An 11731-nucleotide genomic window follows, 5' to 3' on the forward strand; every position below is an offset into this window, starting at 1 on the left:
TCTCCTTAGTAAGGAGAGGGAAAGATTTTAGCGCAGCTAAAAGCGAGGGTGAGGTGAAATCAACGCGGGATAAAAGAGATTGAGTAAATGTGTATTTCAGCAGCCACTAACCATGGGAGCATCCCAATTTTGCAAAAATACCTGGCGATTAGAAATCGCGGCTACACAAGCGAAGTCCGCCTGCGCGGACTAATTAGAGCCTGCGGAGGCAGGCTTTGTTTGTGTAGCCCCAGACTTCCAGTCTGTTAGCGAAGCGGCACGAAGTGCGGGCAATTTGCACATTTGGGATGCTCCCCTAACCATTACCATTATTAATCTGACGCTGTAACTGTTTCAGCGTTTGATACATCTCCGGTAAGCGAGCGAGAATAGCTGACACCTTCAAGTACTGTTTGTGCGGCAAAGATGGACTTCCAGAAACAATTTCACCTGGTGCGATATCATTATGAATTCCAGTTTTTGCAGATGCGATCGCCCTATCCCCAATCTTCACCTGATTGGCAATTCCAACCTGTCCAGCTAAGATAACACCATTGCCAACTTTCACACCTCCGGCTATACCAACTTGACCTGCGATAGCACATCTAGTACCAACTTGGCAACCGTGACCTATTTGGACCAAATTATCAATTATAGTATGGCGACCTATCCGTGTTTCTCCTACGGCTGGGCGGTCAATCGCGCTATTACAGCCCACTTCTACATGATCTTCTAAAACAGTGCAGCCGGATTGTTCCATTTTTACCCAACCAGTGGAACTGGGAACAAAGCCAAAGCCTTCTGAACCAATGACAGCACCACTGTGAATCATACAATCTGCACCAATCCGAGTCCGTTCGTGGATGGTGCAATTGGCGTGTAAGGTTGTGCGATCGCCTATCTTAGCATCTGGATAAATCACCACATTAGGATGAATGCACACATCATCGCCAATTTCTACTCCCTGCTGAATCACAACATGAGCACCGACATACACTTGTTGCCCAATTTTTGCTGTGGGGTGAATAACTGCAGTGGGATGAATTTCTGGAGTTGGACGCCAGGGTTTATAAAATAATGCGATCGCTTTGGCAAATAACAATCGTGGTTCTGGCGTTGCAATCCAAACAATACTCCGTTCTTGTGCTTGCGCCTGTAATGTTTCATCTGCAGGTAAAATTAAAGCACTAGCACTCGTCTTGCTAACCATAGAAGCAAATTTTGCTCCTTCGATGTAGCTGAGAGTACCCGTTGTCGCTTCATCAACTGGTGTAACCCCTGTAATTTCTGGGTCATTTTCTTTGTCGAAACAGAAGCTATTGCAGGAGCCGCTATCACCAAGTTTTTCTACAATTTTACTGAATTTCATGGTTATGTAAAATAATTGTTGCTTTTGATTAGGATTATGTTCTTTGCAGGTAGTGAACCTTCAGCCTGCCACTTTGTAAGATGCATACAGATAAACACAAATACATTATCTGTGTACATCTGCATGCATCTGCGCTTCAAAACACCCTACAACTATATTTACAGGTAGTATTAGCTTGACAAATTACCTTAGAAGAAAAGATTGATAAAGTTGCCAGAGTTATTGCTTCAACAATAAATAATACAGCTTACCATTGCCGCCAGTGACACCAGCGCGATCGCCAGCTAATTTGCCAGTTCCCATAAAATAATCAACTCGTCCTGGTCCTTTAATAGCGCTTCCTGTATCTTGATCAAGCACGTAGCGGCTTACAGTACGATACGCAAGCTGTCCACCTTCAGTGGGAAAAGGCACACTGGTGTTAATAAGCGCTAGTGCTCCTGGAGGCATAACAGATTTATCAGTTGCAATAGAACGTTCTGCTGTGACAGGGACGCGGATACTTCCTGTTGCAGGTGCACCACCAGTTTCCTGGAAGAAGACGAAGCGTTTCCAGCGCGGCAGATAAATATCCATCTGGTTTGGGTTCTGCTGAAAATACTGAGTCATAACTGGTAATGTTAAACCACTCAAGGGAAGTTTGCCATCTTTCGCCAGTTCTCGCCCGATGCTTGTCCACGGGTAATCTGTTGCACCTCCATAACCCACAGATGTTGTCGTACCATCAGTTAACGTGAGTTGGGCAGAACCTTGAATTTGAATCATGTACGCATCAAAGCGATTGGCAAACCAAAATAACTCCAAACCACGTAAGCGGCTTCTATCGCCGAGTAAAGCATCTTTTCCTTCTAAATCAACCCGTTTTGGATGTGGCTTCGCCCATCTCTCAAAGTCGTATGGTCGTCGATAAATGGGATACTGATAGACTGGTGTCCGTACGCGACTCGCGGTATATACAGGCTCGTAATAAGCAGTAAACCTCACGTTACCATTGTGATCATTTCCAGAAGATTGGTAAAAGACAAACTCCTGACGAATAGCAGCTTGCAGTTGTGCTGGTGAATCATAGCTAACAACCAGCTGGCGGAAACGCAGCAAACTACGTCGGACGCGATCAAGGGTAATCCCTCGAATCGGATAATTTCGATAAATTGTTGCAGCCTTATTAGTTGTTAAGTAAGACAAGCTGTTATCTATTGCTGCTAAGAGTGCCTTGCTATCGCCTGCTTTGCCATTTTCACCCCAAATTTGCTCATCCCAACCCAAGCAATTGTATGAAGAGCTACAGATTCTCGCCACATTTACAGGCGTTAATGCTGATATAAGGTGTCTAAATTGAGTGGGTTTGGGTACTGGCACTGGCACTGGCACTGGCACTGGCACTGGCAAAGTCTCAGGTTGGCTTGGGACTGGTATTGGTATCGGTGATAAGTCAGGAACCTGAGCAAAAACTGAGCAAAGTGGAATAAAAAGAGCAACTCCTAGACTCAAGAAAAATAAAGTAAGCGTTTTTCTCATGATTTAGGTAAATCTTTCCACACTAGAGCAAAAAATGGGTTTTACCCGAATAGCCACAATCCGAGACAGACGCACGATCATGTACTCAGGACTAAATATTTTTGATTGGTACCCGGATATTGTCATTAGAAGCAGACTTCGGCACAGGTTCGCCACCATACCACTTCTAAAATTTTTGAATTGTTGGAAAACGGGTTTTTTCACGGTGAGCATTTTCCAGTAGAAGGTATACGGTGTACGATTTGGTGTTTTGGGCATCACGTTAAATCATTTGGAACACATTTAATTGATTGTTAACCACGCAGCCCTCAAATGGGAAGAGAAAGAGGGACAGGCACAAGCACAAGGGTAAGAAATTGTTCCATTCTCCTACTGCTTCATTTCCTTGTCCTTGTAGCTTTTGACGATTGTTATCCCACTAACAGTTCCCGCCTAGCTATAATTAACAATAAGAGGAAATAACTCATGTAGTAGAAGTTTGGGTGTTGTTGTTATTTAGAAGCTTCCCACCGGTGCCGACTTCTGTTGTTCCCTGTTAAGCGTATTTCTTCAGAAGGCATCTGGGTGTAAGCTTGTACAAAGTTAAATAAAAAGAGACACCATTGAATAGCGTCTTATGTCAATAATTGCTCTTAGAGCATGGTATCTAGAGAATTATGAGCCGATTCCAGAACTGGAAAAACGTCCGCCGGATATTCGCCTCAGTAAGAAAAGCCTGCTGAAATCAGGGCTAAGAGCGGACTTCTTGGAAGAGAGTCAGGAAGTCAGAAAATCCCTATGGTTCGGGCGCTATCTAGAAGGAGAAAACGTTGAATTTTATGTTGAAGGTAGTGGTGGTTATTGTGTCGCTAATATTGACTTGATAAGTCACGAAATATATTTCACCAAGCAGGCTGTGTTAGCGCAGTTAGAACCCACAATTTTTTTGTGCTATCAAACTGAGTATTCAGTTGCAAGTGAGGCTTTACGAGAAGGACTACTTCAGAGTTTGGAAATTTTAAACTTGCGCTCGCGTTTACCTCTATCTTTGGTAGAGTCTTTCCGTCCCAAGGAAGGTTCTGTACGACTCAGCCGAACAATAATGCGAAAAATTCATAGAAGTTTGTTGTTTATTGCTGACACGACACCTATTACTAAAGTTGATGGTAAAGAAACGGATCTACTGCTTCCTAGCCCATATGTCTGTGTTGAAATTGGTTATGCTATTCAAAGTAAGCGCTCAGAGCAAATTCTACTAGCCCAAATGGAGCGCTCAGATATAGCAGGGCAGTTTCCTTTTGACTTACCAGCATCACAAATTTTGCAATTTCGAGACACTAAAGAACTCAGTAAAATCTTGCCTCAAGCCATTGAAACCCACCTAGCAAGATTTAAATTATTTGCTTGATAAGCTGTTAAACACAAAAGCTTGCGTCAGACAATTTTGGATATTAGATTTTGGATAATGGAATTGATCCCACGCCACATGCTAACTCTTGCGGATACGCTGCTATGCCCTTTGGACGTGCGCCTTGCGCTTACAAATCGCTTAACTCCCGCCTGTGCAGTGGCTCATGAATCCGGGGGCTTGTACCATGAAGGCAGATTATCAATAAGCAAATTCTAATGCTATTGCTTAATTTTTTATATTATGGTATTGCTTAAAATACTCTCCCTAGAGTCTAAAAAAAGCAACGCTTTTATAACAATTAGAATATAAAGAAATTAATTTACACTTACAAAATTTATATCCGAAATAGAGTCTTTAACAGGTGTATTCAATATTAAGTTGTTAAGAAGGCTATAAAAACTTCTGAAAATTCACTCTCATGTGTGCCATGTTCTTTATGACACACTCATTTGCATTTTTATGTGTCATTGTTCTGCAATATTATGCAGACAATTAAGGTACATATTTTCAACATCAAAAGACGACTAAATGAAGAATAGTGTTGTGAATAATAAAGTATGTCCCATGATCACCACAAGAACAATCTCACGTAGACCTAGAGAAAAAACATTTCAACGACAACTGTTAGATAATATAGAGTTGCATGATTCTCAGCGAGCTTATTTTTTCCAAGAAGTTATTGAAGGCTTACAAGACGGTATTTTACTTTTAAACGAGACAGGCGAACTGATTCATGCAAATACATCTGCTTGTAGTATCGTTTCTGAAATTAATCAAGACAGTTCCAACTCAAATTGTATTCCACCTGCTATCTGGTGTCTTTGCGAGACTTTATTGGAAAACCGTAGTATTATAGCCAAAAAAACGATGATTATATCTCATGAGATTGTAGTAGATAAGTCAAAAGTTTTTTCTGTTCGTGTTAGATGGCTTAATTTAGAAAAGTGTAATAGTTCTTATCTATTAGTGAGTATGGAAAACAAATATGAATCATTAAAAAATCTTGCAATTTTAGAAGTAGCTAAATACAAATTAACACCACGAGAAGCAGAGATTTGGTATCTTTATAGAAGAAAACTTAGCTATAAAGAAATTGCTGAGCAACTTTACATTTCTATGAATACAGTGAAAAAGCACATGAGAAATATTCATGCAAAGCGACAAGCATTTTTAAATTGTGAAGATTAAGCTTTTTCAATAAAAGAATTATATATAAAAATAAAATTAGGAGATTCAAAGCGTTTTTTATTTTGGCTTTTACAGGTATTTCCTTCACAAGACACTGCTTTGCTAGCTGTTTAACTCAGTCGTGGTGTAAGCCATAGGCTATGTTTATCTTGAAGGGGCGATCATCGCAAAGGTGACAGATTAATTTTTTCTTGTGTTTACTGGTGGTTTGATAGTTCTTGATAAAAAGAGTACCCCTAAGGGTACTTTCTGACTGTATGAGAATCGTTTATTATGTACTCACTACAAAAAACGGGATATTTGATACATAAATGTCATTTTGAGTCAAGTAAAGATGCTTAGTTTTTGGGGGTTTCCAAAAGGTGAAATATCCGAAAAGCTTTGTTTTTCTGCATAACGCTCAATCTGACATTTTTCTATTTTTTATAAAATATGTATATCAACATGTGCGTTGACAAAATAAATACTAATTGCAACTAAATTCCTAACAAGTTGTGCATTTCAAAATAGCTTCCTTCTCACTACAAGATGACTTATTCTCTTGTTGACGTTCTTGACGTGCTAACGCTCTTGCTTTCGTGCAGGCTTGGTTGTATGTAACCTACGGACTCTTGGTATACCTGCGACACGGCAAGAGTGGACGTTAAATAGGTATTTTTAAAATGGCATTAGTATGACACACTGTTACCATAATTCTCTTACCAAAAGGTTCGACATCAAATTATCGACTATGAGGTTTGCTCTTTTCTGAAGAGTTACAAGATCTAAAATGCTTATATCATTTTAACCAGGACAATCAAGATTTTTTTTGATTTTTTTTACAGAGATTTAGGCACTTTTTGTTGCCGAAGTAATTCATTGTACATCTTCCGTTTTAAATCTTCATTACCTTGAACCTGTGTCGTAATTGTGTTGTACCTATCAATTGAAAGACCATTATCTTCAACAACTTTTTGATAGCGTTGGCAGTAATTGACAGCAATATCTCTTGCTTTACCAGGAAGACCATTTAAGCTGTTGTTATCGTTACAAACAATCTTTGGAACATCTCCAGCATTCATAATTTTTTTTATTTCGTCAAAGGCTTGTTGACGCTCAGGCTCCATTCTTAGCATAGCTCTGGCATAGTTTTTAAGTTCACCAGAATTAACTCCTTGTGGAGCTTGAGCATCGGCTTTTGAACTCAAAACTAAAGTACTAGAAACCAAAGTTGCAGTTACAACTGTGCCCAGAAATAAGGATTGGGCAATTATCGGAATTAAACTAAGTCGGAAAAAATGATGGTAATATCTTTTCATTTTTTTGATGCAACAACTACAGTCGGGATATCTTAATTACTGTGAATTATTTTATGAGTGAGAAGTTCCAGAAAACACTCAAGCAACAAAATGTTTATTTTTTTGGTTAAGTTCTTTGATAGACTTGACAAAGCTCTATGACTTTAGTCTGTAGTGTGGACATCTCTGAAACTCCTTGTTTGAGGCTAACTTCTAAATCTAACAATATAGGTAAACTAGCAATAAGTTGCTGTACAGAAACATATTGAATTTCTTTCTGTAGATAGTAAATGCGATTGGGGTTGCCTATCTCCGCAGCTTTAGCAATAACTTGTGAATTGCGCTCACCACTTTCTACCATAAGCTTGACCCATAACCAAGTGCGAAATTGCCCAATCAAGGTGGCAACTATTCGCAAAGGAGGTTCACAAGCGTTAATAAGATCAATTAATATCCCTAAGGCTCTAGCAGTGTCCCCTATTCTGATTGTTGCGGCTAATTGTAGGCTATTTTGAGTGGTATTTCGGACTAACTGAGCGACGGCTTCTGTGTCCAAAGGTTGATTGCTACCTTCAGCGTAAAGCCGTAATTTCTCCAACTCACTGTAGAGAAGGCGTGTATTATTGCCTACAGCATCCGCCAACATCTCTACACTCGATTGAGTTAGTTTTACTCCTACTGTTTGAGCAGCTTGACTGACAGACTGCATCAGTAGTTCCGTCTTCCAAGGCGGAATTAAAGAAAATTCTTTGAATTCCGCGAATTTTTTCAGAATTTTGGTTGATTTGAGGCGTTCATCTGGTTTGTGACTACTGGTGAGTAACAAATATGAATTTTCAGGGATGACTGGCAAAGTTCGCTCCAGTTCTGATAACACATTCTCTGAGGATTGCTGGCAGAGGGTAGTATTGGCAAGCCATACCAAACGTCCGCCAGTGCCAAAGGGTGGTGTCATCACTTGATTTAATCCTTGGATCGGCGCATCAGGTAAATCTGGAGGTAGTACTGTGTAGTTAAAACTTGTCCACAGGGGATCTAAGATGCGATCGCGCACAAGAGTGATCGCCTTTTCTATCGCAAAATCATCCTCACCCCAGTAAAAGTAGACTGGCATAGGGAACCTCACTGTTTTTAGAGAAAGTAGATCCAATCAGACCAGAGTAGTCATTATTTATAATATTTCTTTGTGTTCCTTATTTTCCTGATCACCCTACTACTACGTCGGGCGCGTAAATAGGGCAACCCTTCGGGTTCACCATTTCAAATCCCTAAAAAGCCCATTCCATAATACTTTTGAACGCCAGGTGCTACAAGTCGGCATAGCCGCCCAACGCACTGGCTCCTTTTGACTTTTGCGCAGCGCTACTACCTCATAAAAGCTAAATACTTTTTAAATCGCTGATTTAATGCAGGTGATTTTGCCTACAATCAATAAGCGTGGAGTTGGAGGATATGAACGTTGGACGACAAATATCAAATTTACTTAAATCGTTTAGTGCGGATGACGCTAAGCGAAGCATACAAAACTCAGATCCAGCATATCCAGACATCTTCCAAATTTCAGCCGCATTCAGATCAAGGAAGGCAAGCAGCACCTTTTCCTGGCTATACAGTGATCACCCCACCTAGGGAAGAAGAAACAGACAACTCTACTTTCTACGCACACTTACAGGATTACCAACAGGAACTTTTACAGCTAAGAGTCAACTCTGATTGGATCGTGCTTGTACCTCCTGCAAGCTTTCATTTGACTTTAGCGGACTTGATTTGGGACAGTGCTTACTATGACGCTTGCGAAAAAAACCCAAAATTTGAAGAACAGCTACGCTCTTGCTTTACGGATATCTTTAGGCAGTATCAACAATCGAAGCAGAAGCAAACTCACCCCATTCGCTGGCAAATGCAGGGACTGTTGGTGATGCCAAGAGCTATAGGCGTTTGTTTAGTACCTCAGGATGAAGCGTCCTATGAGCAAATTGTTAACTTGCGTCGAGCAATTTATCAAAATTCCAACTTGATGGCGTTGGGGATTGAGCAACATTATCACTTCAGCGCTCATGTGACATTGGGCTATTTTGGAGAAATTGCGCCCAATCTAGACTACGAGCATCTTGCTAACATGTTTTCTGAGTTGAATCAGCAATGGGCAGAGAATTCCCTGGAATTTAGCATAAGCCGTGCCGAACTACGGAAGTTTGACGACATGACGCGCTATTATCGGGAATCAGACTGGCCAATTTTAGATTTTAGTCATGACTAAAATTTGAAAATTTTTGATATGCAAGGTAAATAGCTTCTAAAAGTACATCTGGGGTGACAGCTTCTGGTATATTTTCTAAGTGAATAATAGCTTTAATATCCTTAGCTAATTGTAGAGCTACTGAGGTTCTTGCCTTTGGTGCCATTGCAGAACGTCTGTACAAATATTCCCGAATAACGGCAAAATCATCAGGTAACATGGCTGACAAATCGGCAATTTGTAGCAATTGCTCGCTCAACGACTTTGCCTGTTCTGAAATAGTCAAAGTTCTTGATGTAGTGGGTGTTTGAGTTTGAATCACAATTGTGCCAGCGGCTAAATCACCCAAACGCTTTTCCTGGTTACTGAACATGATAAGAATTGCTCCAATAAACAGAACTTCGTCAAATAGTCGCAGTAAAGCACGCAGTGTTGCTTGTTGCAGTCCAATAGGTCTACCATCATCTCGCACGACACGAATTTTTGTAAAGCGTTTACCAGGGGTTTGACCTTGCCATAGTGTTTCAAAAAATACAAAATATCCTCCATAAATAGAGAAGGAAATGAGAGATGCGATCGCCACCAACCAAAAACCTGCTTGATCACGGAAAATAGATTTCCACAAATCAGCCAGTTGAATGGAAAGTGTTATCCAAGCAATTAGAAACAGTATCAATATCACACTCAAAACGAGATAGTCAATCAGTAGTGCCCAAGCACGATTACCAATCCCAGCAAGGGTAAACTCCAGTTCGACACTTTCTGGGGTGTTGAATTTAACACGATTAAATATATGCATAGCAATTTTTTTGCTAACGTTTAAATCTCATGGTCGCGTAATCTCAACCCTAATCCCTCACGACGACTCCGCAGGTCATAGTAAACAACTGCTTTAATTGTTTGCCAGAATGGTAAAACGACCGGCCCACCGGCAAAACTTAAAATCCAATTTAACAGAGAAACAGTAGTACTAAAAATACTAAAAACTAATGGATATTGTTCTACTAAAGCAGCAAAAATCAACTGAATAATAGTGGGAAGAATCTGAACAATAATTTGAAGAGGTAGTGTAATTAAAAAGGCAACTAAATAAATCAAAAGAATCCGCCAGACGTAACCTTGAGTTAACTCCTTACTTCGAGCAATCGTTGACCTGCCATCAATATTATCCTCAATAGCAAGCGGCACTTCCACTAAAAAATACCGCATTAACAACCATAAAAATGCTATTATTATAATAATCGCGAGCACTACATAGAGCACGGATACACCTGCATTTCCTTGCTGAGCTATCGCGTCAAATGGTATTCCCAATAAAGAAAAAATAAAACCTAAAATTCCACCTAAAATTACAACACCGATATAAATCCCCACTATCAGAAAAAACATCAACAGTATCGTAAGAAAAAACTGCCCTAACCGAGAATTAACAAAACGCTGACCAGACGAAATACTTTCAGGTTGATTCACCAATTCACCAAAAGCTAATCGGGAAATCAGCGCTGATAAAGCATAAAACTTTGCCCACCCATAAAATGGAACAAGTAGCCATACATAAGCTTTCAAAGCGAGTAAAAAATAATCCTTAAAATGAGAGCGATATAACCGTAATCCTGCGCTGACAACATTTCCAAGACTGAGAGGTTGTATCGGACTCGGAGAACCAATGTTATATGACATGATGTCTAAGTCTCTCTTGTAAAGTAGGGCGGTAAATGTGAGGCTATTTTAGGATAAGTTAATACTCAGTATTCTGAAAATTCATGAATATTCAACGATGGATCGCGCGGCGAGAACCAAATTGGCAGCGATTGGATGCCTTATTAAGCCAGGTAGAGAAAAAAGGACTAAAGTCTCTAGGAGCAGCAGAAATTAGAGAATTAGCAAGTTTATACCGTTCAGTAGCAGCAGATTTGGCTCGCGCTCGTACTCAACAATTAGGTAATATTTTAGTACAAAATTTACATTTATTAACAAATAGAGGTTATAGCCAAATTTACCAAGGTTCACGACGACAAGAGTGGGAAGCCGTAGTGCAATTTTACAAATGGGGATTACCAGCCGTAGTGCAGCAGACATTCCCATATACAGCGACTGCCATTGCCCTATTTTTAGTAGGAGCGATCATTGCTTGGTGGTATGCTTGGCAAGATCCAAGTTTTCTGTCAATTGTAGTTCCAGAAAAACTGATCAAATTGGTACGAGACGAGCATAAATTGTGGATGGGGTCTATTGTCGGCATTGAACCCCTAGCATCTACCGGTATCATGATTAACAACCTGTCCGTATCCTTTGGTGCTGTTGCTGGTGGAATCACCGCAGGAGTTTTTACAACCTATTTGATGGTTTTTAATGGCTTATCGATTGGTGCGATTGCTACCTTGGTGGGTCAAAATCATCTTGCTTATCCTTTTTGGGCATTTGTTTTTCCGCATGGTTCCCTGGAATTACCAGCCATCTTTTTTGCAGGTGGTGCAGGTTTTTTACTTGGAAGAGCTATTTTATTTCCTGGTAAATATCGCCGTGTAGATGCACTTAAATTCTATGGTTCTCAAGCGGTACAGTTAATATTTGGTATTGTACCAATGTTGATTATTGCTGGTATTATTGAAGGCTTTTTATCTCCTAATCCTAATGTTCCAGAAGTTTTTAAATATCTTGTAGGGATGGGATTATTTATATTTTTGGTGGCTTATTGTAGTCGTAAATTGAAAACGGAACCTCACCCTGCCCTGTCGGGCATCCCTCTCCTTATAAAGGAGAGGGAAAGA

10 protein-coding genes and 1 pseudogene are annotated in these 11731 nt (G+C 40.2%); 4 read left to right on the plus strand and 7 right to left on the minus strand.

Annotated elements, in window-relative coordinates; all coding sequences use genetic code 11:
- Positions 1-295 precede the first annotated feature (295 nt).
- The 3 genes and pseudogenes from lpxD to AC5590_RS07930 form a co-directional block, all read right to left on the minus strand.
- Positions 296-1348 (minus strand): UDP-3-O-(3-hydroxymyristoyl)glucosamine N-acyltransferase, encoded by a 1053-nt coding sequence (gene lpxD / locus AC5590_RS07920; protein WP_169268430.1) that lies wholly within the window; start codon positions 1346-1348, stop codon positions 296-298.
- Between the two features lie 219 nt (positions 1349-1567).
- The gene (mltA, locus tag AC5590_RS07925) at positions 1568-2866 is read right to left on the minus strand and encodes a murein transglycosylase A (RefSeq protein ID WP_169268431.1); all 1299 of its coding nucleotides are present in this window, start codon (positions 2864-2866) and stop codon (positions 1568-1570) included.
- Between the two features lie 3 nt (positions 2867-2869).
- Positions 2870-3124: pseudogene (locus AC5590_RS07930) on the minus strand (hypothetical protein).
- A gap of 358 nt (positions 3125-3482) precedes the next feature.
- On the opposite strand from AC5590_RS07930, the gene AC5590_RS07935 reads away from it, so the two are divergent.
- Positions 3483-4253, plus strand: coding sequence for a hypothetical protein (locus AC5590_RS07935; RefSeq protein WP_169268432.1), 771 nt, complete (start codon positions 3483-3485; stop codon positions 4251-4253).
- Between the two features lie 531 nt (positions 4254-4784).
- Positions 4785-5444 carry a helix-turn-helix transcriptional regulator gene (locus tag AC5590_RS07940; protein WP_246162798.1) on the plus strand — a complete coding sequence of 220 codons (660 nt, stop codon included), beginning with the start codon at positions 4785-4787 and terminating at the stop codon, positions 5442-5444.
- 818 nt (positions 5445-6262) lie between these two features.
- Here the strand turns inward: AC5590_RS07940 and AC5590_RS07945 are convergent.
- Positions 6263-6742 (minus strand): DUF4168 domain-containing protein, encoded by a 480-nt coding sequence (locus AC5590_RS07945; protein ID WP_169268433.1) that lies wholly within the window; start codon positions 6740-6742, stop codon positions 6263-6265.
- Positions 6743-6848: 106 nt separating this feature from the next.
- Positions 6849-7835 carry a DNA polymerase III subunit delta gene (gene holA, locus AC5590_RS07950; RefSeq protein WP_169268434.1) on the minus strand — a complete coding sequence of 329 codons (987 nt, stop codon included), beginning with the start codon at positions 7833-7835 and terminating at the stop codon, positions 6849-6851.
- Positions 7836-8180: 345 nt separating this feature from the next.
- Here holA and AC5590_RS07955 point away from each other — a divergent pair, with 345 nt between their 5' ends.
- Entirely contained in the window at positions 8181-8981 is an 801-nt protein-coding gene (locus AC5590_RS07955) for a DUF1868 domain-containing protein (protein WP_211178739.1), read from the plus strand.
- Here the strand turns inward: AC5590_RS07955 and AC5590_RS07960 are convergent.
- Both AC5590_RS07960 and AC5590_RS07965 read right to left on the minus strand, forming a co-directional pair.
- On the minus strand, positions 8968-9759 hold the full coding sequence (locus AC5590_RS07960) for an RDD family protein (protein WP_169268435.1): 792 nt from the start codon (positions 9757-9759) through the stop codon (positions 8968-8970). The genes AC5590_RS07955 and AC5590_RS07960 overlap by 14 nt on opposite strands.
- 20 nt (positions 9760-9779) lie before the next feature.
- Positions 9780-10640 (minus strand): DUF975 domain-containing protein, encoded by an 861-nt coding sequence (locus AC5590_RS07965; protein WP_169268436.1) that lies wholly within the window; start codon positions 10638-10640, stop codon positions 9780-9782.
- 83 nt (positions 10641-10723) lie between these two features.
- Between AC5590_RS07965 and AC5590_RS07970 the strand changes: the two genes are divergently transcribed.
- On the plus strand, positions 10724-11731 hold a 1008-nt coding region (locus AC5590_RS07970), incomplete at its 3' end, for a stage II sporulation protein M (RefSeq protein WP_169268437.1).

Origin of the sequence: Brasilonema octagenarum UFV-OR1 (assembly GCF_963888615.1) — a bacterium.
GTDB classification, from domain to species: Bacteria; Cyanobacteriota; Cyanobacteriia; order Cyanobacteriales; family Nostocaceae; genus Brasilonema; species Brasilonema sennae.

Excerpts from the sequence above, each read along its gene's own strand:
- lpxD (WP_169268430.1), bottom strand. The coding sequence starts at position 1,348 with ATGAAATTCAGTAAAATTGTAGAAAAACTTGGTGATAGCGGCTCCTGC.
- mltA (WP_169268431.1), bottom strand. The coding sequence starts at position 2,866 with ATGAGAAAAACGCTTACTTTATTTTTCTTGAGTCTAGGAGTTGCTCTT.
- AC5590_RS07935 (WP_169268432.1), top strand. The coding sequence starts at position 3,483 with ATGTCAATAATTGCTCTTAGAGCATGGTATCTAGAGAATTATGAGCCG.
- AC5590_RS07940 (WP_246162798.1), top strand. The coding sequence starts at position 4,785 with ATGAAGAATAGTGTTGTGAATAATAAAGTATGTCCCATGATCACCACA.
- AC5590_RS07945 (WP_169268433.1), bottom strand. The coding sequence starts at position 6,742 with ATGAAAAGATATTACCATCATTTTTTCCGACTTAGTTTAATTCCGATA.
- holA (WP_169268434.1), bottom strand. The coding sequence starts at position 7,835 with ATGCCAGTCTACTTTTACTGGGGTGAGGATGATTTTGCGATAGAAAAG.
- AC5590_RS07960 (WP_169268435.1), bottom strand. The coding sequence starts at position 9,759 with ATGCATATATTTAATCGTGTTAAATTCAACACCCCAGAAAGTGTCGAA.
- AC5590_RS07965 (WP_169268436.1), bottom strand. The coding sequence starts at position 10,640 with ATGTCATATAACATTGGTTCTCCGAGTCCGATACAACCTCTCAGTCTT.